Annotated in this window: 19 protein-coding genes, 2 tRNA genes and 1 pseudogene; 10 read left to right on the forward strand and 12 right to left on the reverse strand. The window is 57.3% G+C overall.

Annotation, left to right across the window (positions count from 1 at the left end):
• Window positions 1-153 precede the first annotated feature (153 nt).
• Window positions 154-1,644, reverse strand: a complete 1,491-nt coding sequence (locus tag N7D90_RS22025; protein WP_261739957.1) for an aldehyde dehydrogenase family protein — start codon at window positions 1,642-1,644, stop codon at window positions 154-156.
• Between the two features lie 156 nt (window positions 1,645-1,800).
• On the opposite strand from N7D90_RS22025, the gene N7D90_RS22030 reads away from it, so the two are divergent.
• The 4 genes from N7D90_RS22030 (at window position 1,801) to N7D90_RS22045 (ending at window position 6,198) form a co-directional block, all read left to right on the forward strand.
• A complete protein-coding gene (locus tag N7D90_RS22030; protein WP_261739958.1) occupies window positions 1,801-2,697 on the forward strand; it encodes a LysR family transcriptional regulator in 897 nt (298 codons plus the stop codon).
• 224 nt (window positions 2,698-2,921) lie between these two features.
• Window positions 2,922-4,136, forward strand: coding sequence for a nicotinate phosphoribosyltransferase (pncB, locus tag N7D90_RS22035; protein ID WP_261739959.1), 1,215 nt, complete (start codon window positions 2,922-2,924; stop codon window positions 4,134-4,136).
• Between the two features lie 3 nt (window positions 4,137-4,139).
• The gene (gene nadE, locus N7D90_RS22040; RefSeq protein ID WP_261739960.1) at window positions 4,140-4,967 is read left to right on the forward strand and encodes an ammonia-dependent NAD(+) synthetase; all 828 of its coding nucleotides are present in this window, start codon (window positions 4,140-4,142) and stop codon (window positions 4,965-4,967) included.
• A gap of 208 nt (window positions 4,968-5,175) precedes the next feature.
• A complete protein-coding gene (locus N7D90_RS22045; RefSeq protein ID WP_261739961.1) occupies window positions 5,176-6,198 on the forward strand; it encodes a DUF1338 domain-containing protein in 1,023 nt (340 codons plus the stop codon).
• A gap of 56 nt (window positions 6,199-6,254) precedes the next feature.
• On the opposite strand, the gene azu is transcribed toward N7D90_RS22045, so the two are convergent.
• Window positions 6,255-6,701, reverse strand: coding sequence for an azurin (gene azu / locus N7D90_RS22050; protein ID WP_261739962.1), 447 nt, complete (start codon window positions 6,699-6,701; stop codon window positions 6,255-6,257).
• Window positions 6,702-7,095: 394 nt separating this feature from the next.
• Here azu and N7D90_RS22055 point away from each other — a divergent pair, with 394 nt between their 5' ends.
• A complete protein-coding gene (locus tag N7D90_RS22055; protein ID WP_261739963.1) occupies window positions 7,096-7,296 on the forward strand; it encodes a hypothetical protein in 201 nt (66 codons plus the stop codon).
• A gap of 278 nt (window positions 7,297-7,574) precedes the next feature.
• On the opposite strand, the gene N7D90_RS22060 is transcribed toward N7D90_RS22055, so the two are convergent.
• From N7D90_RS22060 to rnr, 8 genes are all read right to left on the reverse strand, one after another.
• Entirely contained in the window at window positions 7,575-9,881 is a 2,307-nt protein-coding gene (locus N7D90_RS22060; RefSeq protein WP_261742508.1) for a YgiQ family radical SAM protein, read from the reverse strand.
• Between the two features lie 203 nt (window positions 9,882-10,084).
• The gene (dnaB, locus tag N7D90_RS22065; protein ID WP_048360319.1) at window positions 10,085-11,479 is read right to left on the reverse strand and encodes a replicative DNA helicase; all 1,395 of its coding nucleotides are present in this window, start codon (window positions 11,477-11,479) and stop codon (window positions 10,085-10,087) included.
• Between the two features lie 135 nt (window positions 11,480-11,614).
• The gene (gene rplI, locus N7D90_RS22070; RefSeq protein ID WP_003439047.1) at window positions 11,615-12,061 is read right to left on the reverse strand and encodes a 50S ribosomal protein L9; all 447 of its coding nucleotides are present in this window, start codon (window positions 12,059-12,061) and stop codon (window positions 11,615-11,617) included.
• A gap of 19 nt (window positions 12,062-12,080) precedes the next feature.
• Window positions 12,081-12,977 carry a hypothetical protein gene (locus N7D90_RS22075; protein WP_261739964.1) on the reverse strand — a complete coding sequence of 299 codons (897 nt, stop codon included), beginning with the start codon at window positions 12,975-12,977 and terminating at the stop codon, window positions 12,081-12,083.
• 36 nt (window positions 12,978-13,013) lie between these two features.
• A complete protein-coding gene (gene rpsR, locus N7D90_RS22080) occupies window positions 13,014-13,244 on the reverse strand; it encodes a 30S ribosomal protein S18 (RefSeq protein ID WP_003171373.1) in 231 nt (76 codons plus the stop codon).
• 28 nt (window positions 13,245-13,272) lie between these two features.
• Entirely contained in the window at window positions 13,273-13,698 is a 426-nt protein-coding gene (gene rpsF / locus N7D90_RS22085; RefSeq protein ID WP_003439045.1) for a 30S ribosomal protein S6, read from the reverse strand.
• Between the two features lie 303 nt (window positions 13,699-14,001).
• Entirely contained in the window at window positions 14,002-14,769 is a 768-nt protein-coding gene (rlmB, locus tag N7D90_RS22090) for a 23S rRNA (guanosine(2251)-2'-O)-methyltransferase RlmB (protein WP_048360323.1), read from the reverse strand.
• The gene (gene rnr / locus N7D90_RS22095; RefSeq protein WP_261739965.1) at window positions 14,766-17,429 is read right to left on the reverse strand and encodes a ribonuclease R; all 2,664 of its coding nucleotides are present in this window, start codon (window positions 17,427-17,429) and stop codon (window positions 14,766-14,768) included. The genes rlmB and rnr overlap by 4 nt, the downstream gene beginning before the upstream one ends.
• Before the next feature lie 227 nt (window positions 17,430-17,656).
• Here rnr and N7D90_RS22100 point away from each other — a divergent pair.
• The 4 genes from N7D90_RS22100 to N7D90_RS22115 all read left to right on the forward strand — a co-directional run bounded on the left by N7D90_RS22100 (window position 17,657) and on the right by N7D90_RS22115 (window position 20,783).
• Window positions 17,657-17,743, forward strand: a tRNA-Leu gene (locus tag N7D90_RS22100).
• Between the two features lie 174 nt (window positions 17,744-17,917).
• Window positions 17,918-18,004, forward strand: a tRNA-Leu gene (locus N7D90_RS22105).
• A gap of 203 nt (window positions 18,005-18,207) precedes the next feature.
• On the forward strand, window positions 18,208-19,230 hold the full coding sequence (locus tag N7D90_RS22110; RefSeq protein WP_261739966.1) for an iron ABC transporter substrate-binding protein: 1,023 nt from the start codon (window positions 18,208-18,210) through the stop codon (window positions 19,228-19,230).
• On the forward strand, window positions 19,230-20,783 hold the full coding sequence (locus N7D90_RS22115) for an ABC transporter permease (protein WP_261739967.1): 1,554 nt from the start codon (window positions 19,230-19,232) through the stop codon (window positions 20,781-20,783). The genes N7D90_RS22110 and N7D90_RS22115 overlap by 1 nt, the downstream gene beginning before the upstream one ends.
• 50 nt (window positions 20,784-20,833) lie before the next feature.
• Here N7D90_RS22115 and N7D90_RS24755 read toward each other — a convergent pair whose 3' ends face one another.
• Both N7D90_RS24755 and N7D90_RS24760 read right to left on the reverse strand, forming a co-directional pair.
• Complete coding sequence (locus N7D90_RS24755; protein WP_395247920.1) at window positions 20,834-21,718, reverse strand: methyl-accepting chemotaxis protein; 885 nt, start codon at window positions 21,716-21,718, stop codon at window positions 20,834-20,836.
• Window positions 21,719-21,739: 21 nt separating this feature from the next.
• Window positions 21,740-22,450: pseudogene (locus N7D90_RS24760) on the reverse strand (methyl-accepting chemotaxis protein); the annotation flags it as partial.
• A gap of 757 nt (window positions 22,451-23,207) precedes the next feature.
• On the opposite strand from N7D90_RS24760, the gene N7D90_RS22125 reads away from it, so the two are divergent.
• Entirely contained in the window at window positions 23,208-25,322 is a 2,115-nt protein-coding gene (locus N7D90_RS22125) for an FAD-binding oxidoreductase (RefSeq protein WP_261739969.1), read from the forward strand.
• The last annotated feature ends 246 nt before the right edge of the window (window positions 25,323-25,568 follow it).

Genomic DNA, 25,568 nt, shown 5'->3' on the forward strand with positions numbered 1-25,568 from the left:
CAGAAATGAAACCCAACCAAACGCAAATCACCTGTAGCCGCGGCCAAAGGCTGCGATGGGTTGCGCAGCGACCCTGGCTTTCATGAATGAAAGAAGGTCCTGCGGCCCTTATCGCAGCCTTCGGCAGCGGCTACAGGGGTGTACTCCTCTCACTCAATCGAAGGTAATCCCCTGCGCCAACGGCAACTCCAGCGAGTAGTTCACGGTGTTGGTCTGGCGGCGCATATAACCGCGCCACGCATCAGAGCCCGACTCGCGGCCGCCGCCGGTTTCTTTCTCACCACCAAATGCGCCGCCAATTTCCGCGCCGCTGGGCCCGATATTGACGTTGGCGATCCCGCAGTCACTGCCGGTAGCGGACATAAATTGCTCAGCCTCGCGCACGTCGGTCGTGAAAATGCACGACGACAGGCCTTGGGGCACGGCGTTGTTCAGGCGCAGCGCCTCGGCAAAGTCGCTGTAACCGACCACGTACAGGATCGGAGCGAAGGTTTCATCGCACACTACATCGCTCTGCTCGGGCATTTCCACAATCGCCGGGGCCACGTAGTAAGCGCCAGGGTACTGGCCAGCCAATTGACGTTCCCCCCCAAACACCCGGCCGCCTTCGCTCAGGGCTTGCTCCAGCGCATCCTGCATGTTTTCAAAGCTGTGCTTGTCGATCAGCGGCCCCACCAAATTACCTTCCAGCGGATGACCGATACGCACTTTGGAATAGGCGGCCTTGAGCCGGGTGACAATTTCTTCCTTGACCGACTCATGGGCGATCAGACGGCGCAGGCTGGTGCAACGCTGACCGGCAGTGCCGACGGCGCTGAACAGAATGGCGCGCACGGCCATGTCCAGATCGGCACTCGGGGCAAGGATCATTGCGTTGTTGCCGCCCAGTTCCAGAATGCTGCGGGCAAAGCGGGCGGCGATTTTTGGCGCCACTTCACGGCCCATGCGGGTGCTGCCGGTGGCACTGATCAGCGCGACACGCGGGTCTTCAACCAGTGCTTCACCGGCCTCACGGCCACCGATAATCACTTGGGCCAGGTACTTGGGTGCGTCGCTGAATGAGTTCAGGACCCGGTCAAACAGCGCTTGGCAGGCCAGCGCGGTGAGCGGGGTTTTCTCGGACGGCTTCCAGATCACAGAGTTGCCGCATACCAGCGCCAACGTGGTGTTCCACGCCCAGACCGCCACCGGGAAATTGAATGCGCTGATCACCCCTATCACGCCCAGCGGGTGCCAGGTCTCACGCATATGGTGGCCCGGACGCTCCGAAGCGATGGTCAAGCCATAGAGCTGGCGCGACAGGCCGACGGCAAAGTCGCAGATGTCGATCATTTCCTGCACTTCGCCCAAGCCTTCCTGGGTGATCTTGCCCGCTTCCCACGACACCAGCTCGCCCAGATCGGCCTTGTACTCACGCAGCAAATCGCCGAACTGGCGCACCAGCTCCCCACGGCGCGGGGCTGGCACTTTGCGCCAGGCCTCGAATGCGTGCTCGGCGCGGGTCACGTGTTGTTCGGTTTCGGCGGCACCTTCCCAGTGCACGGCGCCAATCTGGCTGCCATCAATCGGCGTGTATACCGGCTGATTACCCTGCTGATACAGCGCGGGATTCACACCAAGACGATCCAGTAATGCAGCAACCATTGGGGGCACTCCTTGAACTTGAGAAAGATAATTCGCAGGCCGTTAGTTGTAGCTGGCTCCCATGACGGCAACAAACGACCTTTAAGCGAGATATCATTCCGAAAATTCATGCTGCGCTGGTAACGTTGCCTGACAACAAGAATCAAGGCCCTTTTTATGCTCAACAAGCGCCATCTCCCCTCGATCACGGCGTTGCAGTGTTTTGAAGCAGTGACCCGTCACCTGAGCTTCACCCGCGCCGCCGAAGAGCTGAACCTGACCCAGAGTGCCGTCAGCAAACAGGTCGCGCAGCTCGAAGAGTTGCTGCAACACTTGCTGTTTCGCCGTGTGCGCCGCCGCCTTCAGCTCACACCCGCCGGCGATCTGTATCTGGTAGAAGTCCGAAAAATCCTGACCCAGGTCGAGATGTCGACCCACACCCTGCGCTCCTATGGCGGTGAAACAGAAGTATTGCGGGTCTCGACCCCATCAACCTTCGGTGCCCGCTGGCTGGTGCCGCGCCTCAAGGGCTGGGGGATTCGCCATCCGCAGATCCATCTGGACCTGTGCAACGAGCAACAAGGCGACGATCTGCTGCAAGGGCGCAGCGATCTAGCGTTTTATTTCGGCCAGGGTTCACGACCGGGCAGTGAGTGTCTGAAGCTGTTTGGCGAGGAACTGGTGGCCGTGTGTGCACCCGCAAGCCTGCCGCGCACGCCAATGACGGACCCAACCCAACTGACGGATCTGGTGCTGTTGCAAAACGCTTCGCGGCCACAGGCCTGGCACGAGTGGTTCGAGGATCAGGGGTATTGCACCGACCACAGCTATCACGGGCCACGCTTTGATACCTTCTATATGTGCATCCGTGCCGCGCAGGAGGGATGTGGCGTGGCGCTGCTACCCAAATTCCTGGTGGAAGAAGAATTGGCCGACGGCAAACTGGTGATCGCCTGGCAACACCTGATGCCGAGTCGCGACTCGTATTACCTGGCGTATCCTGAACATTCGGCAGGCGTGCCCAAGGTGCGCGCGTTTGTGAGCTGGATGATGGAGCAACTGAATGACCAGTGAGCCTCTATATACTCGGTTGCAGGTCAAGTGAGGTACGCAAATCTTCGTAGCAGCCGGACGTAGCCTCGCACTGCTCGTCAACTGCTACAGGGTTTTGCTCGTCTCGTTGCTTCAAATATAAAAACCGCTGGCAAAAGCGCCTGCGGATATGCGCCACTAGCGCCATTCATTGAAAAAGCTGAACACCGTGGTAATAAGGCACGGGCAGCATGGAGATTGCCGCTATGAGCGAGAGTGTATTTGCCGATCGCATCGTGCAGAACCTGCTCGACACCGACTTCTACAAATTGACCATGATGCAGGCGGTGCTGCACAACTACCCCAACGTTGAAGTCGAGTGGGAATTCCGCTGCCGCAACAGCGAGGATTTACGCCCCTATCTCAACGAGATTCGCCACCAGATCGAACGCCTGGGCGAGTTGAGCATGACTCAGGACCAGTTGGGGTTTCTGGAGCGAATCACGTTTATGAAGCCCGACTTCATACGCTTCCTGGGCCTGTTTCGCTTCAATATGCGCTACGTTCACACCGCTATCGAAAACGGCGAGCTGGTTATCCGCCTGCGTGGGCCGTGGCTGCATGTGATTTTGTTTGAAGTGCCAATGCTGGCGATTGTCAGCGAAGTACGTAACCGCTCGCGTTATGCAGACACGGTGCTGTCCCAGGCCCGCGAGCAGCTGTATCGCAAATTCGACTGGTTGCAGGCCAACGCCAGCACCGAAGAATTGTCCGAGTTGCAGGTCGCCGACTTCGGTACTCGCCGACGGTTTTCGTATCGCGTGCAGGAAGAAGTGGTCAGCGTACTCAAACACGACTTCCCCGGGCGCTTTGTCGGCACCAGCAACGTCAATCTGTCCCGCGAGCTGGACATGAAACCGCTGGGCACCATGGCCCACGAGTGGATCATGGCGCACCAACAACTGGGGCCGCGACTGATCGACAGCCAGAGTGCAGCGCTCGACTGCTGGGTGCGGGAATATCGCGGTTTACTGGGGATAGCCTTGACGGACTGCATCACCACCGATGCCTTCCTGAAAGATTTTGATCTGTACTTTGCCAAGCTGTTCGACGGTTTGCGCCACGACTCGGGCGATCCCGTAGTGTGGGCTGAAAAATGCATTGCCCATTACCACAAGCTGGGCATTGATCCGATGAGCAAAACTCTGGTGTTCTCCGACAGCCTGACCCTGCCCCGGGCGCTGGAAATTTTCCGCGCACTGCGCGGCAGGATCAATGTCAGCTTCGGCATCGGCACCAACCTGACCTGCGACATTCCGGGGGTTGAGCCGATGAGCATCGTGCTTAAAATGACCGCCTGTAATGGCTCGCCAGTGGCCAAGATTTCCGATGAACCGGGCAAGACCCATTGCTCCGACCCAAACTTCGCCGCCTACTTGCGCCACGTTTTCCAAGTTCCTGAACAGTCTTCCAAGGAGTGAATCATGCAGGCCATACAGCGTCAGATTGCTGAAGACCTCAAGGTCCAGCCGCCGTTTAAAGACATCGCCGCCCTTGAGGCCGAGGTCGCCCGACGCATCACTTTTATACAGTGCTGCCTGCACAACGCCAGGCTCAAGACCCTGGTACTGGGTATCAGCGGCGGGGTCGACTCACTGACCGCAGGCTTGATGGCACAGCGCGCGGTCGAGCAGTTGCGCGAGCAGACCGGCGATCAGGCGTACCGCTTTATTGCCGTGCGCTTGCCGTACGGCGTGCAGCACGACGAAGTCGACGCCACGGCGGCAGTCGACTTTATCAACCCGGATGAGCGTCAAACCGTAAACATCGGCCCGGCCGTCAAGGCCCTGGCCGCTGAAGTAAGCGCCTTTGACGGCAAGCCGCCAGCCACCGTGGATTTTGTGCTGGGCAACACCAAGGCGCGGATGCGCATGGTGGCGCAATACACCATCGCCGGCGCGACTGGCGGGCTGGTGATCGGCACCGACCACGCGGCCGAAGCGGTGATGGGCTTCTTCACCAAGTTCGGTGACGGTTCCTGTGACCTGGCGCCGCTCAGCGGGCTGGTAAAAAATCAGGTGCGGGCAATTGCGCGGCACTTTGGTGCCCCGGAATCACTGGTAGAGAAAGTCCCTACTGCCGACCTTGAAGACCTGGAGCCGGGCAAACCTGATGAAGCATCCCACGGCGTAACCTATGCCGAGATTGATGCCTTCCTGCATGGCGAACCGGTGAGCGACGAAGCGTTCAACATCATCCGCAGCACGTACGAAAAAACCCACCACAAGCGTGAGATGCCGTTCGCGCCTTGATCATTGTGGGAGCGGGCTTGCTCGCGATGCAGGCGCCGCGATTTGTCAGGCAAATCGAGGTGGTGCTATCGCGAGCAAGCCCGCTCCTACAGTGGTTTCATCATAGGCAATACGAAAAAACGGAATGAACCCCGCGTTTTTTTTCGCTTGTCGCCCCCTCTTGCACAGGCTTTGATAGACGTCTATTTCGTCGCCAGAGCCCTGCCCCATGTCTTCTTTCGATGGTTTGTTCTCCCTTGTCGATTCTTTGCTCGGTCAACCGGCATCCACCTGGTTGCGCAAGCATGTCGAGGTGCCTGAAGGGCTGCTGCGTTTCAGTTGGCATGAGCAGGCGCTGCACCGGGCATGGCTCGCCGAGGCATTGAACCTGTGCCTGCTGCACAAGCTGGTGGAGGCCGTACCGGATGGTCGACGCTATGTGCAAGAACAGGCTCAACACGGGCGCAAGGTGGTGTTTGACCACGGCGCTATCCGCACGGTGGACTGGCCCGCAAACGGCGAGCTGCCCCGTGGCCGTCAGGCATTTTCCCGTTTGCTTGAGCCCTTGGGCTTTACCGATGTACGAACCTACCCCCTGACCAAACTGAACATGACTGGCTGGGGCTACAGACAAATGGACCTGCCCGAGGACATTGCGCAGTTCTTTGTCTCGGAACTGCATCCGGGGCGTTTCAGCGAAGCCTTTCAACAAGCCGTCAGCCGTGTGGTCGGCTCCAGCCTCGACCCGCTACAAGCCGAGCACGAAAGCATCCTCAAACGCCTGAGCCTTACCCGCCATTGCAGCCTGAGCGAAGCCCAAACCCTGTTACCGGCGCTGTATCAGGCATTCGGCTGTCAACATGGCGTGGTACACGAAGCGGACTATCAGTGCCTGCTCAATGAAAGTGCCGAAATGGCCTGGATTGCCACCGAGGGCAACAGCTTCAACCACCTCACCGACCGGGTAGAGGATCTTGAAGCCTGCGTCGCGCAGCAACGTGACCTGCAGCGGCCAATGAAAGACAGTATCGAAGTCTCGGCCTCGGGCAGAGTCATGCAGACCGCGTATCGTGCCTGCACCGTCACCCGAGGCTTGATCGATAGCGCCGGGGTGTACCGCGAGCACACTGTGCCCGGGTCGTTTGTGGAGTTTATTCAGCGCAAGGTCGACCCCGAGACTGACCGCATTGATCTGAACTTCGACAGCAGCAACGCCCAAGGCATTTTCAAGATGACCGACTCAAAAGCCTGACCCTGAATGCAAACAGCCCTGACACAAGGCCAGGGCTGTTGGTGGGCTGCGGGGTCTTATTTAAGAACCACGGCGCCTTTCATCATCGAGTTGTGGCCCGGGAAGGTGCAGAAGAATTCATACTCTTCGCCCGCCTTGAGTTTGGCCACGTCGAAAGTCACCGAGTCTTTCTCACCGGCGCCGATCACTTTGGTGTGGGCAATTACGCGCTCGTCACCGTCTTTGAGGTAGTTTTTATCCAGGCCAGCTGCAATACCGTCAGTCGAAATTGCCTGCATGTCTGCCTTTTTGCCCAGGACCCAGTTATGACCCATGACGTTTTTCGGCAGGCTGCCGGAGTGCGTCAGGTTCACAGTGAAGGTCTTGCAGGATTTGTCGATGACGATCTCTTTGGTGTTGTAAGACATCTGGTCAGTCGAATCGACAGTCACAGCGCACTCAGCCGCCAACAAATGGCCGCTGGCCAAGGTCAAAAGGGATACCGCAACAACTTTGGCAAACATGGTGGATCTCCAAGGCAGGGTATGAAAAGCAAAATCTGTATACAGATTGCCTGAAAATTGTATCGATTCATATGATCTGGGTCATGGTCTATCGCTATGATCGAGACAATTGATCTGTAAAACGGACATAGCGCATATAACCTTAGGTCATCATTTTGATTTTTGGGGAATAAGTGATGAGACTTCCTGCATTAATGACCTGTTTGCTGGCCGCCTATGCCTGTGGCGCCTGTGGTCGCGACGAGATTTAATCCACAACCGGTTTTTGGGTGGGCGTAGAGTCGTATTTTCAGCGCAAAATACAACCTTGCAAAAACCCAGCTAACGGCTAAGCACTAATACAGGGCAGAATACGCGCCGCTTAACCTCACCTTCGACCCCAAGAGGATCGCCCATGGCCAAACCAAACTATAACTTCGCTAAGCGTCAAAGAGACTTGGCTAAAGAGCAGAAGAAAGAGGAAAAGCTTGCCCGCAAGAAAGCGGCTGCTGAAAGTGGCATCGTAGACACCGAACTGGATGACGAAGTCGACGCCGAAAGTGAAGTCGCCGCAGAAGATACCGGCGCTACAGAAGATAAAGCTCCAACTGCTTAAGCTCCCCCCTCGGCCCGGTTATCCACAACCCGGCCCACAGGATCTGTGATCAGGATCAGCAGCCCGGCTGCTGATCCTCGCAGTTAGCCAGAACGCCCTCAGACGCTTTAAAGCGCACGCCCTACCCTTTGCTCAGCAAACAGCCTACGCACGCCAGGCAGGCTTCTCAGCGCGCAGAAAGCACAACGCCAGCCCTAAGGCTGGCGTTGATGTGCCACTTAATACACAAACTCCGTAGCAGCTGCCTCGTTCCTTCGGCAGCTGCTACGGAGCCAGAGTTAGCGAGGCACTACCGGCTTGCGGGTCGGCTTTTGGCTTTTGCCGCCCTTGGCTGCTTCGTGACGCTCTTTAGCAGCCTGCTTGTTACGGGCAAATGCCGCAGCCTTGGCCTGTTCACGCTTGTCCCACGGGTTACCACCATCGCTGGCACGCGGCGGCAGGCCGGTGTGCTGGGTAAGAATCTTGGTGGTTTTCTCACCGGCTACCTTGTGGCTGCCAGCAGGCGTCGAGTTTTTGCGACGCGCACTCTGGTAGCTGTCAGTCGCGGGCTGATGCAGCGGGATCAGTTGATCCTTGCCCGAACCGATCAGGTCAGCACGACCCATGCGGGTCAGAGCTTCACGCAGCATTGGCCAGCCTTTCGGGTCGTGGTAGCGCAAGAACGCCTTGTGCAGACGGCGCTGCTCTTCGCTCTTGACGATAGTCACCGAGTCGCTCTTGTACGTGACCTTGCGCAGCGGGTTCTTGCCCGAGTGGTACATCGCGGTGGCAGTAGCCATCGGCGACGGGTAGAACGCCTGCACCTGGTCGGCACGGAACCCGTTGGTCTTGAGCCAAATGGCCAGGTTCATCATGTCTTCGTCTTTGGTGCCGGGGTGAGCGGCGATGAAGTACGGGATCAGGTACTGCTCTTTGCCTGCTTCCTTGGTGTACTTCTCGAACATGCGCTTGAACTTGTCATAGCTGCCAATGCCCGGTTTCATCATCTGGTTGAGCGGACCTTCCTCGGTGTGTTCCGGGGCGATCTTCAGATAACCACCAACGTGGTGAGTTACCAGCTCTTTCACGTATTCCGGCGACTCGACCGCGAGGTCATAGCGCAGACCGGATGCGATCAAGATTTTCTTAACGCCCGGCAAGGCGCGGGCACTGCGATACAGCTGGATCAGCGACGAGTGGTCGGTGTTCAGGTTCGGGCAGATACCGGGGAATACGCAGGACGGCTTGCGGCACGCGGATTCGATCTCAGGCGTTTTGCAGGCGATGCGGTACATGTTCGCGGTCGGACCGCCGAGGTCGGAAATGACGCCGGTGAAGCCTGGCACCTTGTCGCGGATCTCTTCGATTTCGCGAATGATCGACTCTTCGGAACGGTTCTGGATGATTCGGCCTTCGTGCTCGGTGATCGAGCAGAAGGTGCAGCCGCCGAAGCAGCCACGCATGATGTTCACCGAGAAACGAATCATGTCGTAGGCCGGGATCTTTTCCTTGCCGTACGCAGGGTGCGGAACACGTGCGTATGGCATGCCAAACACGTAGTCCATTTCTTCGGTGGTCATCGGGATCGGTGGTGGGTTGAACCACACGTCCACTTCGCCATGCTTTTGCACCAGCGCACGGGCGTTGCCCGGGTTGGTTTCAAGGTGCAATACACGGTTCGCGTGAGCATACAAAACCGAGTCACCACGCACTTTTTCAACCGATGGCAAACGGATAACCGTCTTGTCACGGGTCATGCGCGGGCTAGCCAGGATTTGCACCACCTTGGCTTCGTTCGGATCTTCGACCGGGCCCTTTTCCTGCTCGATAGCGCAGGCCTGGGTGTCCTGGGTATTGACGTACGGGTTGATGATCTTGTCGATCTTGCCCGGACGGTCGATACGCGTGGAGTCGACTTCGTACCAATCTTTTGGCGTGTCACGGCGAATGAACGCGGTGCCGCGAACGTCAGTAATGTCTTCGATCTTGTGGCCGTAGGACAGACGCTGGGCCACTTCAACAATGGCGCGCTCGGCGTTGCCGTACAACAGGATGTCGGCGCAGGCGTCGATCAGGATCGAGTTGCGTACGCGGTCCTGCCAATAGTCGTAATGCGCGATGCGGCGCAGGGAAGCCTCGATGCCACCGAGCACGATCGGTACATTTTTATAGGCTTCCTTGCAGCGCTGGCTGTACACCAGGCTGGCGCGATCCGGACGTTTGCCAGCCATGCCACCAGGGGTGTAGGCGTCATCGGAACGGATCTTTTTGTCAGCGGTATAGCGGTTGATCATCGAGTCCATGTTGCCGGCTGCGACGCCGAAGAACAGGTTCGGCTCGCCCAGCTTCATGAAGTCGTCTTTGGACTGCCAGTTCGGCTGGGCAATGATGCCCACACGGAAGCCCTGGGACTCCAGCAGACGACCAATGATCGCCATACCGAACGAGGGGTGATCGACATAGGCATCACCGGTGACGATGATGATGTCGCATGAATCCCAGCCAAGCTGATCCATCTCCTCCCTGCTCATCGGCAGGAATGGCGCTGGACCGAAACATTCGGCCCAGTACTTCGGATAGTCAAATAGAGGCTTGGCTGCTTGCATGTCGATGACCGGTGTTGAGTACAGAAAATGGGGGCGCGTCATTTACTAAGAAATTCGCGGGCGCGGAATATAGCACAAAAAATGATCAATTCCGACGGCAATGGTCGGAATTGATTGGCACACGTTGATTAACCGTGGGAGCCAGCCTGCTGGCGATGGCATCACTGCGGTGTGCCTGAAAGCTCCCACAGGAGCCAGGCAGATTAATCGTCGTCGAAGTTGTAGCTGCCCGGCGCCAGGTTTTCAAAGCGCGTGTATTTGCCGATAAACGCCAGGCGCGTAGTACCGATCGGGCCGTTACGCTGCTTGCCGATGATGATTTCGGCAATGCCCTTGTGCTCGGTTTCGGGGTGGTACACCTCGTCCCGATACACGAACATGATGACGTCGGCATCCTGCTCGATGGCTCCGGATTCACGCAAGTCGGAGTTGATCGGGCGCTTGTTGGGCCGTTGCTCAAGGGAACGGTTGAGCTGCGACAACGCCACGACCGGGCAGTTGAATTCCTTGGCCAGGGCCTTGAGAGATCGCGAAATCTCGGAAATTTCGTTGGTCCGGTTGTCACCGCCCGAGCCCGGGATCTGCATCAGTTGCAGGTAGTCGATCATGATCAGACCGATTTCACCGTGCTCACGCACCAAGCGTCGGGTCCGCGCGCGCATTTCCGATGGGCTGATACCGGCCGTGTCATCGATAAACAGCTTGCGGTCATTGAGCAGGTTGACCGCCGACGTCAGGCGCGGCCAATCGTCGTCTTCGAGGCGACCGGCACGGACCTTGGTCTGGTCGATACGGCCCAACGACGACAACATACGCATGATCAGCGATTCGCCTGGCATCTCGAGGGAGTAAACCAGTACCGCTTTTTCACTGCGCAGAACGGCGTTTTCAACGAGGTTCATCGCAAAGGTGGTTTTACCCATCGATGGACGACCAGCAACGATGATCAAGTCCGACGGTTGCAAGCCACTGGTCATGCCGTCCAGATCGGTATAACCGGTGGACAGGCCAGTGATCGCGTTGTCGGTATTGAACAGGGTGTCGATGCGGTCGATAGCTTTGGTCAACAGATCGTTAACGCTGACCGGGCCGCCGGTTTTTGGCCGGGCCTCGGCAATCGCAAAAATCTGACGCTCGGCTTCATCGAGAATTTCTGCCGCATTGCGCCCCTCAGGGTTGAACGCGCTGTCGGCGATTTCAGTGCTGATGCCGATCAGCTGACGCAAGGTGGCGCGTTCGCGAACGATCTGCGCATAGGCCTTGATGTTAGCGACCGACGGGGTGTTTTTTGCCAGCTCACCGAGGTAACCCAAGCCACCGACTTGCGAGGTCTGACCTTCCTTGTCCAATTGCTCGGCAAGGGTCACGACGTCGATCGGGGAGTTCTGGTCCGCCAGCTTGGCGATGGCCCGAAAGATCAGGCGGTGGTCATGCCGATAGAAATCGCCGTCCGAGACCTGATCCAACACGCGTTCCCAGGCGTTGTTATCCAGCATCAAACCACCGAGCACGGCCTGTTCGGCCTCGATGGAATGCGGAGGCACCTTCAGGGCTGCGGTTTGTAGGTCGTATTGCTCAGGAGCGGAGATATCGTTCATGGCCACTTGAGTTGTTTGTAAAAACAGGGGGTTTGAAAATCAGAAACTGCAGAAAGACAAAGGGCACGACCTGTAAACAGGATCGTGCCCGATGTTAACCGTCTGACACACAAGGTGCCAGTCAGTTAAGACTGCTTAAGCAGCTACCACAACAACGCGTACGGTTGCTTCAACTTCGGCGTGCAGGTGCACAGCCACGTCGAATTCGCCAACGTTGCGGATAGTGCCGTTCGGCAGACGAACTTCGCTTTTAGCAACTTCAACGCCGGAGGCGGTCAGTGCATCAGCGATGTCGTGAGTACCGATCGAACCGAACAGCTTGCCTTCGTCGCCAGCGGTGGCAGTGATAGTCACTTCCAGCTCAGCCAGTTGGGCAGCGCGTGTTTCAGCCGAAGCTTTTTTGTCTGCAGCAGCTTGTTCCAGCTCAGCACGACGCTCTTCAAACGCAGCCAGGTTGGCAGCGGTTGCAGCGGTAGCTTTGCCGTACGGCAGCAGGTAGTTACGACCGTAACCGGCCTTAACATTTACTTTGTCGCCCAGGTTGCCCAGGTTCGCGACTTTTTCCAGAAGGATCAGTTGCATGTGAAAATCCTCTTAACTTTTAACCTTCACCGTCCGCAGAGTCTTTATCGACACCTTTCGGTGCCAGACGTCCACGAAAATCAATCAGGCTGTCGACAATGGCCAAGACCACGAGCAACGGATAGATCAGCTGCATAAATAGCAACAGCGTGACGTACAACCCCACCAACCAAAACTTGGCCAGTCGCTTTTGCGCCACCAGCCCGTGAATCAGGGCTAGCCCGGCGAAGAACAACGCTAGGCTGCACAACGGCGTAAGCATGGCCATTTCAGGACCGAAATTCGGCCCTATAAGCATGCACGCCAGCAATACGAGCGCTGGTCCAAGCGGTAGGCGGATGCTGCGAAATTCGCTGGCAAAACCGCCCGGGTTATACAACAACGCCTGCCAATAACGCCCAAGCATCAGGCTAAGCACGCTGACGACCTGCATCAAAGCTGCAATCAAACCGGTGAGGACGGGTGCAATCAGTGCTCCAAGGCGCGCTCGCTCTACGGCAGATAACTTGTCGTAGAGACCATTGAGGACCTGCGGCAGAAGTTTTTCCAACTCCTGCGCCATCGCACCAATGGGTTCGCGGAAAACCGTACCCAGGATCACGCCATACACCACACCCAACGCTACGCTGACCAGCAGCACGCGATTCCAGGACTGGCCGGCGCGTAACATCAACGCCAACCCCAGAGTTCCCAGCAACACCATAAGGGTGCGAGGTTCCCCGATAAACCACCAGACCAAGGCCGGTAGTAAAGCCCATGAGAGGATGCTCAAGGCATCTCTCGGACCGCGCCGCAGGAGCACAAGGCAACCTGCAGCAGCACTCAACCAGAACAAAAACGGCAATGCCGCACATCCGGCCACGATTAACGTGGCCTGCACACGGCCTCGCATGATGAACTCAGCTAAGGCACGCATGATTTCAATCCTTTACTACTTGTCGACTGCCCGGTCTCAGCGGCCGTGGCTGTCGGTGTAGGCCAGCAGGGCCAGGAAGCGGGCGCGCTTGATAGCGGTGGCCAGCTGACGCTGATAACGAGCTTTAGTACCGGTGATGCGGCTTGGAACAATTTTGCCGGTCTCGGATACGTAAGCTTTCAGAGTGTTGAGATCCTTGTAATCGATCTCTTTCACTTCTTCTGCGGTGAAGCGGCAGAATTTACGACGACGGAAGAAACGTGCCATGTAATTGGCTCCTCAAAAGGTCCGTGGATTACTCGTCAGCGTTATCGCTGGCGTCGCTGTTATCGCTGTCATCGCCATCGGCGCTGTCAGAATGCTCAGGACGGTCACGACGCTCACGGCGCTCACTGCGGTTCTCTTCAGCCTTGAGCATCTCGGACTGGCCAGTTACGGCTTCGTCGCGACGGATGACCAGGTTACGGATCACAGCATCGTTGTAACGGAAGTTGTCTTCCAGCTCAGCCAGGGCTTTGCCAGTGCACTCAACGTTCAGCATCACGTAGTGAGCCTTGTGAACATTGTTGATTGCGTAGGCCAGTTGACGACGGCCCCAATCTTCCAGACGGTGGATTTTGCCGCCGTCTTCTTCGATCAGCTTGGTGTAACGCTCTACCATGCCGCCGACTTGTTCGCTTTGATCCGGGTGGACCAAAAAGATGATTTCGTAATGACGCATGAATGCTCCTTACGGGTTGTAGCCTGCCGCTAACTAAAAAGCGGTCAGACAAGGAGTGAATGACACTTGTGTGTCTTGCCTAGAGAGGCACATATGCGCCCGCCATGACGGCAAGGGGCGCAATTGTAGAGAAGGGACAACAGAGGCGCAAGGCAATTGGTGATTATTTGAACAATCTTTAATCACCAAAACTCTGTAGCCGCTGCCGCAGGCTGCGATAAGGCCGAAGGCCCTCAAACGCAGACCGTCAGGCCGAGCGCTTCGCGCCCGATCGCAGCCTGCGGCAGCGACTACAAGTCTTGCTTACTTCTTCTTCGAAGAAGTCTTGGCTTTGACGCTGCGCTGACGCAGGGCTTCGAACAGGCAGACGCCTGTCGCAACCGATACGTTCAGACTGCTGACGCTACCGGCCATTGGCAGGCGCACCAGGTAATCGCAATGCTCACGCGTCAGGCGACGCATGCCCTTGCCTTCAGCACCCATGATCAGGATGGTCGGGCCAGTCAGGTCTTGCTCGTACAGTTCCTGCTCGGCTTCACCAGCAGTGCCGACGATCCACAGACCGCGCTGCTGAAGCTTTTTCAGGGTGGCCGCAAGGTTGGTAACTGCAACCAACGGAATAACTTCCGCTGCACCACAGGCCACTTTCCGTACAGTCGGAGTCAAGGTTGCAGACTTGTCCTTGGGCACGATAACCGCCAACGCACCGGCAGCATCGGCCGTACGCAGGCAAGCACCCAAGTTGTGCGGGTCGGTTACGCCGTCCAGCACCAGAATCAGCGGAGCACCTTCGGTGCGATCCAGCAATTCGTTGAGCATGGCCTCACCCCACACCTGGCTCGGGCTTACATCAGCCACAACACCCTGGTGCACGCCCTCAACCCAAACGTCCATTTCGCGACGCTCAGCATTGCCCACCGCTACCCGGCTTTCATCAGCCAGCGCGATCAGGGTCTGAACGCGAGGATCGCTACGACCCTCCGCCAGCCATACCTGCTTGACGCGCTTTGGGTGATGACGAAGCAACGCTTCTACAGCGTGAATGCCGTAGATTTTTTCCAACTGACTCATGACTTGGCCTTAGGTTTGCGCGACCCGCCGCTTTTGGCAGCAGGAGCGGCGCCCGATTTTGGCGGGCCTTTACGATGTTTACTCGGCTTGGAGGGCTTGCCTGCATCTTTAGCAGGTGCAGCCCTACCCGACTTTCCCGGCTCCGATGTCCGACCGCCGCTTTTTGATTCGGCCAGCAACGCCTGCTTCAATTCACGGCTCTTGCGCAGCTCGGCGTTTTTCGCCGCAGCATCGCCAGGGCGATAGGTGTCGTCGGTGGACTTCTTGACAGCCTTGGCTGGCGCACTACGACGTGCAGCAGGTGCTGGCTCGACTGGTTTTTCAGTCGGCTTGGTGCCCGACTTGCCTGCATTTTTAGCTTTAGGCGCATCAGCAGTGCGATTTTTACGACCAATCGGCGCGCTGAGGGTTTTTTCCGCCATTTCGAAGTCGATTTTGCGTTCGTCGAGATCGACGCGCATTACCCGCACTTCAACGGTGTCGCCCAAGCGGAAGCTGCGACCGGTGCGCTCGCCCGCCAGGCGGTGATGCACAGGATCGAAGTGGTAGTAGTCACCCGGCAAGGCGGTCACGTGAACCAGACCCTCGACGTAGATATCGGTCAGTTCCACGAACAGGCCAAAACCGGTGACTGCCGTTACTACACCCGGGAACGACTCGCCGACGCGATCCTTCATGAACTCGCACTTGAGCCAGTTGGTCACGTCACGCGTAGCTTCATCAGCACGGCGCTCGCTCATGGAGCACTGCTCGCCGAGCTGCTCCAGGATCGCTTCGTCGTACGGATAGATACGCGCTTTCGGAATGGTCATCGCGCCAGCACGGCGAACGTGCGGGGTGTCCATTTTGGAATGGATCACGCTGCGAATTGCGCGGTGCGTCAACAGATCCGGGTAGCGACGAATCGGCGAGGTGAAGTGGGTATAGGCTTCATAGTTCAGGCCGAAGTGACCCTGGTTATCAGCGCTGTATACCGCCTGGCTCAACGAACGCAGCATCACGGTCTGGATCAGGTGGAAATCAGGACGATCCTTGATGCTGGCCAGCAATGCCTGGTAATCCTTCGGCGACGGACCATCCTTGCCTTTGTGCAGGCTCAGGCCCAGCTCACCGAGGAACGCGCGCAGCTTTTCCAGACGCTCCGGCGGCGGACCATCGTGAACGCGATACAGCGCAGGAATTTCGTGCTTCTTGAGGAACTCAGCTGTGGCTACGTTAGCGGCCAGCATGCATTCTTCGATCAGCTTGTGCGCGTCGTTACGGGTGGTTGGGCGAATGTCGGCGATTTTGCGATCGGAACCGAAGATGATTCGGGTTTCCTGAGTTTCAAAATCAATCGCGCCACGAGTATGACGGGCAGCCAGCAGCACTTTATACAGCGAGTACAGCTGCTTGAGGTGCGGCACTACATCAGCGTATTCGCTGCGCAGTTGCTTGGCTTCGTTGGTTTTCGGCTGTTCCAGGATGGTGCTGACCTTGTTGTAGGTCAGGCGCGCCTGGGAGTGAATCACCGCCTCATAGAACTGGTAATCGGTCATTTCGCCGGTTTTGGAGATAGTCATCTCGCAAACCATGGCCAAACGGTCGACTTTCGGGTTCAGGGAGCACAGGCCGTTGGACAGCTGCTCAGGCAGCATCGGGATCACGCGCTCAGGGAAGTACACCGAGTTACCGCGAACTTGCGCTTCGGCATCCAGTGCCGAACCGATTTTCACGTAGCTGGAAACGTCGGCAATCGCCACGTACAACTTCCAACCGCCGGAGAACAGGCGCAACTTGCCAGGCTTGGCTTCACAGAAAACGGCGTCATCGAAGTCGCGCGCATCTTCGCCGTCAATGGTGACGAACGGCAGATGACGCAGGTCGATGCGCTTCTCTTTGTCTTTGTCTTCGACTTCCGGCTTCAACCGGCCTGCTTCCTTAAGGACAGCTTCGGGCCAGACGTGAGGAATGTCGTAAGTACGCAGGGCAATATCGATTTCCATGCCCGGAGCCATGTAGTTGCCTACGACCTCAAGCACATCGCCTTGCGGCTGGAAGCGTGGCGTCGGCCAGTGAGTAATCTTCACTTCAACGAACTGGCCAACTTTCGCGCCAGCGTTGCGGCCCGGCGTTACCAGCACTTCTTGCTGGATCTTCGGGTTGTCGGCTACTACAAAGCCGATGCCGCCTTCTTCAAAGTAACGACCCACGATGGTTTCGTGAGCACGCGACACCACTTCGACGATCACGCCTTCACGACGACCACGACGGTCCAGACCCGAAACACGGGCCAGCGCACGGTCGCCATCGAACACCAGGCGCATTTGCGACGGGCTCATGAACAGGTCGTCGCTACCATCATCCGGGATCAGGAAGCCGAAGCCATCACGGTGACCACTGATGCGGCCGAGAATCAGGTCGAGCTTGTCCACCGGCGCATAAGTGCCCCGACGAGTGTAAATAAGCTGGGCATCGCGCTCCATCGCACGCAGGCGACGACGCAAGGCCTCGATTTGGTCTTCTGTAGTCAGACCGAACTCTTCCACCAACTGTTCACGAGCAGCAGGCGAGCCACGCTCGGCCAGGTGCTGAAGGATCAGTTCACGGCTAGGGATAGGGTTTTCGTATTTTTCCGCTTCACGTGCGGCCTCGGGATCGAGGGTCTGCCAATCGGCCATTAGATAGTTTTCACCTTGTCTATATGCGGGTTAGTTTGGCATACGCGTATTGAAACGGGAAATTTCAGGCACACACTGAGCCTTAATAGTCCTTTCTGACCCGCTTTGACGCTGCAGCCCAACCGTTCGCGAAAAATTTTCAATATTTTTAATCACAACGCTTTACAGGTCAAAGGGTCATCCGTATAGTGCGCGCCATCGACAACGGCAACAGTGTTGAAGATAATGCCCAGATGGTGAAATTGGTAGACACGCCAGCTTCAGGTGCTGGTGATCGCAAGGTCGTGGAAGTTCGAGTCTTCTTCTGGGCACCAATTCGAGATTGCAGAGTAGTACACTCTTCAGCCTCACACAAAAACCCGCGAAAGCGGGTTTTTGCATTTAAGATCTTCTAAGCCGCTGATTTAATAAAATTAAAACAGGGGTTTACAGATCCAAAAGCTCTCCGTATTATGCGCCACATCAACAGCGGCAACGTTGCTGATACTGCCCAGATGGTGAAATTGGTAGACACGCCAGCTTCAGGTGCTGGTGACCGCAAGGTCGTGGAAGTTCGAGTCTTCTTCTGGGCACCAATTCAAGTTTCAAGTGTTTTCATCGAATACATTTGAAACCTCACAAAAACCCGCGAAAGCGGGTTTTTGCGTTTCAGGGGCACGCATCACCCCCTGGCACACCATCGCTTACGACCATCGACCTCGCCGTCAAGTGCACTTGAGAAACAATATCGTTTATTATTGTTACAAGTTTTGTAGTACCCAAGCGAGGAACCCAGCGAATGATGCTCCGAAATACCCGGCTTGCGACATCTCTACTGCGCGGTCTGACTCTCTCCATCCTCGGTCTTGCACTGACCGCCCCCGCCCATGCTGCCGATCCTGTATCGCTGACGCTGTACAACGGCCAGCACAAGGAAGTCGGCGATAACCTCGCCAAGGCCTTCGAAGCCAAAACCGGGATTCACGTCAATGTGCGCAAGGGCAGCAGCAACCAGTTGGCCAGCCAGATCATGGAAGAAGGCGACCGCTCGCCTGCTGACGTGTTCTACGCCGAAGAGTCGCCGCCCCTGAACAATCTGGGCGAGCAGGGTTTTCTGGCCAAGGCCGATGACAGCACCCTGCAAGTGCTGCCCAAGGAGTACGTGGCCGCTAACGGCACCTGGATCGGCGTAACTGCGCGCACCCGCGTTGTCGCGTTCAACCCGAAGAAGATCAGCGAAGACCAGTTACCCAAGTCGGTAATGGATTTCGCCGACCCCGAGTGGCAAGGCAAGATCGGTTTCGTACCTACCAGCGGTGCATTCCAGGAACAGGCCGTCGCCATTATCAAACTGCACGGACGTGAAGCCGCAGAAGAGTGGCTGACCGGCCTGCGCGCCTTCGGCAAGACCTACACCAACAATATGGTGGCGCTCAAAGCGGTAGAAAACGGTGAAGTGGCCGCCGTACTGGTCAACAACTACTACTGGTTTGCCTTGCAGCGCGAAAAGGGCCAGCTGGATTCCAAGCTGTATTACTTCACCGATGGCGATGCCGGCGGCCTGATCACCGTGTCCAGTGCTGGCGTACTCAAGGCCAGCAAACATCCGAAAGAGGCCCAGCAGTTGCTCGCTTACATGGCCAGCGAAGAGGGCCAGCGTGTGATCACCAATACCACCGCTGAATACCCGATGCGCAAAGGTATGGTTTCCGAACGTGGCCTCAAGCCATTTGAAGAGCTGCAACCGCCAAAAGTGACACCTGCCGACCTAGGCAACGCGGAAGAAGCGCTGGACCTGGAACGCGATGTAGGCCTGCTCTGATGCTGTCTGCCGCCCAACCTGCACGCTTTACGCCCACCCGTAAACGGCCTTCGATCTGGCTGCTGTTGCCCGTTCTGCTACTGGTGGGCCTGAGCCTGCTGCCGCTGCTGTATGTCGGCACCAAAGCCTGGCAAGCCGGGTGGTCTGAAGCGCTGCACCTGTTGTGGCGGCCCTATGTCTTTGGCCTGATGCGCAACACCTTGCTGCTGATGGTCGGCGTCACCGTGACCTGCGCTGTGGTCGGCCTGTCCCTGGCCTGGTTGCTGGAACGCAGCAACCTGCAGGGACGGCGCCTGTGGGGCGTGATCCTGTGCCTGCCGTTTGCCGTACCGGCGTTTGTCAGCAGCTTTACCTGGGTCTCGCTCAGCGCCAGCTTTGAAGGCCTGGGCGGAGCGATTCTGGTGATGAGCCTGTCCAAGTACCCGCTGATTTTTCTGCCGGTAGCGGCCACCCTGCGCAACCTTGACCCGGCTCTTGAGGAGTCGGCCCGTACCCTGGGCCAGAACCGCTGGGGAGTGTTTTACAACATCACCCTGCCGCTGCTATGGCCCTCGTTGCTGGCCGGTTCGCTGCTGATTGCCCTGCACATGCTGGTGGAGTTCGGTGCACTGTCGATCATCGGCCTGCAGACCTTCACCACGGCGATTTATCAGCAATTCGAGCTGGAGTTCAGCAACGCCAACGCGGCGATGCTCTCGGCAGTATTGCTGGTGATGTGCTTGAGCCTGCTGTGGCTGGAGCTGAAAGTGCGCGGCAAGGGCCGCCACATTCGTATCGGCCAAGGCGCTGCACGGCGGGCCGAGCAGGTACGTTTGGGTAAATGGTCACTGGCAGGGCAACTGTATTGCCTGGCACTGGCGGTGGTTGGCAGCGGCATCCCGCTGGGGATGTTGGTGTACTGGCTGGTCAAGGGCAGCTCCGCAGCCTTCCCTGCGGCCGAGATTGGCGAAGCGCTACTTTCTTCGCTGTCCCTGGCGCTGGGCGGGGCTGCATTGTGCCTGGTGCTGGCTGTACCGGTCGGGCTGCTGGTGGTGCGCTATAAAGGCCCGCTGGCAATCTGGGCCGAACGCCTGCCCTACCTGCTGCATGCGCTGCCGGGACTGGTGATTGCCCTGGCACTGGTGTACTTCGCCCTGCACTACGTACCGGCGCTGTATCAGACTTCGGCCTTGTTGCTGATTGCCTATGCGCTGCTGTTTTTGCCACTGGCGCAGGCACCGATCCGCACAGCCTTGAACAAGGCAGCACCGCAACTGGAAGAAGCAGCACGAACCCTGGGCGCCACGTCGTTCTCGGCATTTTGCCGGGTGACGCTACCGATCATCTTCCCAGCTCTGGGCGCAGCGTTTGCGCTGGTGTTTCTGGACGGGATGAAAGAACTGACGGCGACCTTGCTGCTTAGCCCTACCGGACTTAACACCCTGGCGACCCAGGTCTGGTCGCATACCTCAAACATCGAGTTTGCCGCAGCCGCGCCTTATGCGGCGCTGTTGATTCTCGTGTCGGGACTGCCGGTGTATCTGCTGACCACGAAGATGTATTTGAGCCGCTGACCCTCACCCCACCCCTCTCCCAAAGGGAGAGGGCGAGGGCAGATTTTATCTCACGCCCTGAACTGCCCCAAACTCGCTTTAAGCTGCGCCGCCAACCCGTCCAGTACCTTGCCGCTGGCCGTGGTTTGGGTCACCGCCTGCGCAGCACGCTCGGCCTGAGCATGAATCACTTCAACCCGCCCACGTACCGCATGCGCTCCTTGCGCCTGATGCTCTGCCGCTTTGGTCGCCTCACCAATGGCGGTATGCACCTGCTCGACTGAAGTCTGCATGGTTTTCTGCAATTGCACGCTGCCACGCAGCACCGCCAACCCCTCATCGGCCTGACGCCCCGCCAGACCAATCGCCGCCACCGCCTCTTTCGCGCCCTGCTGCAACGCCACGATATGTGCCTGAATATCGCCAGTGGAGCTTTGGGTCTTACTGGCCAGTGCCCGCACTTCATCTGCCACCACGGCAAACCCCCGACCCGTCTCCCCTGCCCGCGCCGCTTCGATCGCCGCGTTGAGGGCCAGCAGATTGGTTTGCTCGGCAATGCCGTGAATCACGGTCAGGACCACTTCGATTTGCTCGCTTTGCTGTGCCAACCGCTCAATCACCTTGGCACCCTCGCCCACCTGCCCCGCCAGCGCCTCAATCAGGCCGCCGACCTTGGCCGAGGTACGAGTGTTTTCATCGGTGGCCTGACGGATATCCACCACCTGCTTGAGCGCGGCCTGCATCGCCTGGCTCTCGGATTGCGCAGCATCCGCCATGGTCGACAGCGCATGCAGACTTTGTGCGACTTCATCACGCTGCAATTGCGCGGCAGCATCCGCCCCGGCATTGCGCAAAGTCATCACGCCGATCTCGACCCCGGTACGCTGCGCCACATCCCCCGCCTCGCGCACGATGGGCTGCAACTTGTCGACAAAGCGATTGACCGCCGCCGCCATGTCACCGATTTCATCCTTGCTGTTAAGACCCACGCGCTTGGTCAGATCGCCCTCGCCTGCCGCCAGATCATCCAGCGCGGCGATCAGCAGTAACAATTTGTTGACCACACGCCGCCCCAGCACCACGGCCAGCAACAGCAACACCCCCAGACCAACAATCGCCAACCCCAGGCCAATACGCCAGCGCAAGGTGTCAGCCGCCTCGCGCACGGTCTGCGCGGTGTTGACTTGCATCTGTGCCGCCGCAGCCTGCGCGGACTCAAGGCGAGTGCGCAAAACCCCCGCACTATCACTGGCCGCGCCTTGCAGGCTTGCGCCGACCAACTGATCACTGCTGGCGATCAACCCGTTAAATCGCTGATCCAGGGCCACCAGGTCTTGTTCGATCGACGCCGTTGAGACACCCATCAGCACTTTGCCAATCTCAACGCCATTTGGGCTAATGGAGGCTTCGAGGTAATACACCGAAGGGTCATGCCGAGCAGCATCCAGTACTTTATCCAGGGCACGCTCACCCTGCCCTTTCTCCAACAGGGCCTTGTTGATGGGATTATCGCGATTCAAGTAACGCGTCAGGTGCTGACCAGCGGCGTCGTCATACACCACGAACAACACATTGGGATTTCGCTGAGCGCGGCGTGCGAATTCGGATAGTGTCGGGACATCACTGTCCCACATGGCCCGCGGTGCCACGGCGGCCAATAGTTGCGCCATGTCGTTGGCCGAATCCATCAAGCTTCTCTCCAGAGCCGCTCGCACCTGCACCTGCTCTTCTTTCAAGCGCGGCGCCAGGCCCGCCGTCAGCCGCTGACGGGTACTGGCGGAGAGCCCGTCCAGACTGCCTTTGACTTCACGCCCGGCCTGCTCCAGTTCAGCCGTCAGCTTTTGGCTGTCGACCCCCAGGCGCGTGTCCAGATCAGACTCTAATGCCGTCACCGTGCTTCGTGTCAGTGCAACAGCCACCAGCACTTGCACCAAAAGAGCGATACCAAGGGTAACGAATACTGGCCGCAGTAGACGGCTTTGTAACAGTGAGAGAACGGCAGACACAGAAAACCCTCCACTTGGGTGCCATTATTTTGATAGCACGCTTATTGACGGTTTTCACAGCAAGGCTCGTGCCGTATCGCTGGTTTCGCCCTACTCCGCGATTGCGCCACCCAAAAACAGAGCGATTCAGAAATTAGGGAAGCGTCCTACATATCTGATTGCCAGTTCCTGATAGCGTTGTCGAAACCATTTAGGCGATGCAGTTATAAGCCAACATAAATGAAAGGATTCAAATATGAAGAAGATCAAGACTCCCCTAACTACTTGGCAAACCTTGGGTACCATTACAACCCGACCGAAATCCAATTAAAGAGTGGGAAGTCGTTAAGGCAAGGCAACTTCTATCAAACAAGGTTTAAACATATCTCCGTAACACCCCAACTTTATTGAGTTCTTCTCTGCAGGGCATTCGCAGGTCAAAATTGCTGGAGCCAAGGCCATGACGCACTCTTCCGTTCCGCCAGTAGCCGCATCACTCATTGCCACAACCGAAAATATCTTACATATCGCACCTGTATCGAGATACTGGAAAGCTGATGCACCCAGCAATGTCGTGTTTCTCCCCCCGACATTAACCAAACAAACTCTGCTTATACAGATCGGACTCCTGCGCCCATCAACTATCGTTGCAGGAGACCAGGTCATCGATGCAGACGTTATCAACCAATGGCGCATATCCCACCCGTTCGGGGACCTCTTTCTGATTCGCAGAGGTACGAGTCTGGATAAAGTGCGGCTGGACCTATGCGAATCCAACCACATTCGAGTGATCAATACGCCAGGGGTTAACGCACCGCATGTCGCTGCCTATATTGCGCACTGGCTGACACTGGCCGACGGGGCCATACCCCATGATATTTCAGTGTTGGGATACGGCAATGTCGGCAAAGAGCTTGTTGAATTGCTACTTGATCGAGATCCAAATGTTCGGATCAAGGTGCTGAGTCGATACGCTCAAACGCCGGACGATACCGGGAAAGCCTTTTCCGATAGCAGAGTGTCCTTTGTCTCGGACTGGCTCGAAGCACTGGAGGGCGCCCGTGCTGTCGCCGTATGCGTATCGCTGAATAATGAATCCGTTCACTGCATTGATCAGACACTCATTCGGCGTATGCACAGACAGGCCCGCCTGGTCTGTGTCGCCAAACCGGATGTCTTTAGCGATGACGCTTTGCAGACCCTGGCAGAGGCTGAAGGCATCCAACTGATCCTGGACTACGGGCCTATGACACTGGATGCATTTTGTCTGCGCACACAAGCGCTCGGCTACTGCGCCTCCATGTGGCGCAAACCTGCGACGCTGACTACACAGGCGGCAACAACCGAAGCCTGCAATTGCGACCTGGACTATGCCGTCTCAGTTCATCTGAGCTTGATGGCCTTGCGTGGCCTTGTCAGGCGCAAACTTGCACAGCCATTGACGATCCCCTCTGAGCCGGTAGATGCCGGGGCACCCCGCGTGTCGATCATCGGCAGAGGGATCAATGGCCTGCTCCAGGCGGTGATGTGCCGCCTGGCGAATTATCAGGTCACTGTCTACGGCAGAGCTCAGGAGAGCGATGGCGCCAGTCACAAGAATGTGAACATGCGCCATCTATCAGCAACGGAGACGACTGCAAAGCCGCTACATAACGACTACCTACTCCCCGCAAATCAGTATTTGGCCGTTGAGTGCAATCGCGCAGGCATAGAGCTGTTTGAAAAGCTCCTGGCCGACAACCCATCGTTGGCACCATTCGCCCAAGCACGGGTTATACGAGCCTATATGGCAGATGCCGATGGCGTAGAGGCCGCTATCCTCGAGCAGCGCGATATCGAAAGCAGGCCTTGGCCCAGTGGCAAGCCGGGAAGCGAGCCCGTAGAAATCAGTCAACTGCATTTCCAGGCACGTTATGGAATCCCCGAAATCGGGCGGGCTATTGAGGTATCTGGCTACGACCTGGAGTTTCTCCATGTAATGGATGGGTTAGAGGCGCTTTTACAGCGCTCCGGGGTTCAGTTCCTGCCCCGGCATCTGAGTCGGATTCAAATTGCCGAGCTGAGTAGAGAACACTTCGTCGTCACTGCCATGGGAGTAGAGGAACCAGAAGTAAGAGCGATCATTGGCTGGTTTTTCAAACTGCGCGCTGTCGAGAATGAAGGTGCACAAATGCGCGGGCTCAAGCTGCAGTACGATCTGCCAATCGGCGTCATGAATTGCCGCTTGGACGGCGACCACATTCTTGTCTCTAGCGGGCAGGTTCCACCCGACTCAACGCCGGAGGAGAAGAAACAGATACTCGAGGCGTGTCTGGCCGCTGTTTCTCGGCACTTCCCGAAGTCCTACCAAAGGGCGATAGAACGTGGTGACTTGCACATTACTGATTGTGCTCGGCCCGGCACTTCAGATGGACTGTCAATAGTTCATTGGTCCGCACGCAACCAAATAGTAGCCGGCGGTACTTATGCCGGGGGTACAACACAGGGATTAGTGTGGGCCTCTTTAGTCCAGGAAATCATCCAGGCAAGAGGTCCTGCAGTTTCAGGAATGTATTACAACTCGCACAACTCTTGATTATTGGTATCGCCCGGTTTCAGGACTGACTGTTGCTCTTGCAGGTTTAATATAAACACCCCCTCAACGCTCAACTCAACAGGGCGTATATCGCAGGAGGCTCTTGAGCCTGCATAATCCGATAGCCATGTACGCGAGTCTTTTCCAGTATTCAAACGTTCAATACGTGAAGATTTTGTAGTGCCTTGTGATGTTTATAAAAAAGCAGCGCAGCATGCCTGAAACAACAAAAGGCCCCGAAGGGCC

Origin of the sequence: Pseudomonas fragi, assembly GCF_025426255.1 — a bacterium.
GTDB classification, from domain to species: domain Bacteria; phylum Pseudomonadota; class Gammaproteobacteria; order Pseudomonadales; family Pseudomonadaceae; genus Aquipseudomonas; species Aquipseudomonas kulmbachensis.

Excerpts from the sequence above, each read along its gene's own strand:
- N7D90_RS22030 (WP_261739958.1), top strand. The coding sequence starts at position 1,801 with ATGCTCAACAAGCGCCATCTCCCCTCGATCACGGCGTTGCAGTGTTTT.
- rpsR (WP_003171373.1), bottom strand. The coding sequence starts at position 13,244 with ATGGCACGTTTCTTCCGTCGTCGTAAATTCTGCCGCTTCACCGCAGAA.
- N7D90_RS22060 (WP_261742508.1), bottom strand. The coding sequence starts at position 9,881 with ATGCAAGCAGCCAAGCCTCTATTTGACTATCCGAAGTACTGGGCCGAA.
- rlmB (WP_048360323.1), bottom strand. The coding sequence starts at position 14,769 with ATGAGTCAGTTGGAAAAAATCTACGGCATTCACGCTGTAGAAGCGTTG.
- N7D90_RS22110 (WP_261739966.1), top strand. The coding sequence starts at position 18,208 with ATGATGCTCCGAAATACCCGGCTTGCGACATCTCTACTGCGCGGTCTG.
- N7D90_RS22045 (WP_261739961.1), top strand. The coding sequence starts at position 5,176 with ATGTCTTCTTTCGATGGTTTGTTCTCCCTTGTCGATTCTTTGCTCGGT.
- nadE (WP_261739960.1), top strand. The coding sequence starts at position 4,140 with ATGCAGGCCATACAGCGTCAGATTGCTGAAGACCTCAAGGTCCAGCCG.
- pncB (WP_261739959.1), top strand. The coding sequence starts at position 2,922 with ATGAGCGAGAGTGTATTTGCCGATCGCATCGTGCAGAACCTGCTCGAC.
- rpsF (WP_003439045.1), bottom strand. The coding sequence starts at position 13,698 with ATGCGTCATTACGAAATCATCTTTTTGGTCCACCCGGATCAAAGCGAA.
- N7D90_RS22125 (WP_261739969.1), top strand. The coding sequence starts at position 23,208 with ATGACGCACTCTTCCGTTCCGCCAGTAGCCGCATCACTCATTGCCACA.
- dnaB (WP_048360319.1), bottom strand. The coding sequence starts at position 11,479 with ATGAACGATATCTCCGCTCCTGAGCAATACGACCTACAAACCGCAGCC.
- N7D90_RS22025 (WP_261739957.1), bottom strand. The coding sequence starts at position 1,644 with ATGGTTGCTGCATTACTGGATCGTCTTGGTGTGAATCCCGCGCTGTAT.
- N7D90_RS22115 (WP_261739967.1), top strand. The coding sequence starts at position 19,230 with ATGCTGTCTGCCGCCCAACCTGCACGCTTTACGCCCACCCGTAAACGG.
- N7D90_RS22075 (WP_261739964.1), bottom strand. The coding sequence starts at position 12,977 with ATGCGTGCCTTAGCTGAGTTCATCATGCGAGGCCGTGTGCAGGCCACG.
- N7D90_RS24755 (WP_395247920.1), bottom strand. The coding sequence starts at position 21,718 with ATGGCGGCGGCGGTCAATCGCTTTGTCGACAAGTTGCAGCCCATCGTG.
- N7D90_RS22055 (WP_261739963.1), top strand. The coding sequence starts at position 7,096 with ATGGCCAAACCAAACTATAACTTCGCTAAGCGTCAAAGAGACTTGGCT.
- azu (WP_261739962.1), bottom strand. The coding sequence starts at position 6,701 with ATGTTTGCCAAAGTTGTTGCGGTATCCCTTTTGACCTTGGCCAGCGGC.
- rnr (WP_261739965.1), bottom strand. The coding sequence starts at position 17,429 with ATGGCCGATTGGCAGACCCTCGATCCCGAGGCCGCACGTGAAGCGGAA.
- rplI (WP_003439047.1), bottom strand. The coding sequence starts at position 12,061 with ATGCAACTGATCCTTCTGGAAAAAGTCGCGAACCTGGGCAACCTGGGC.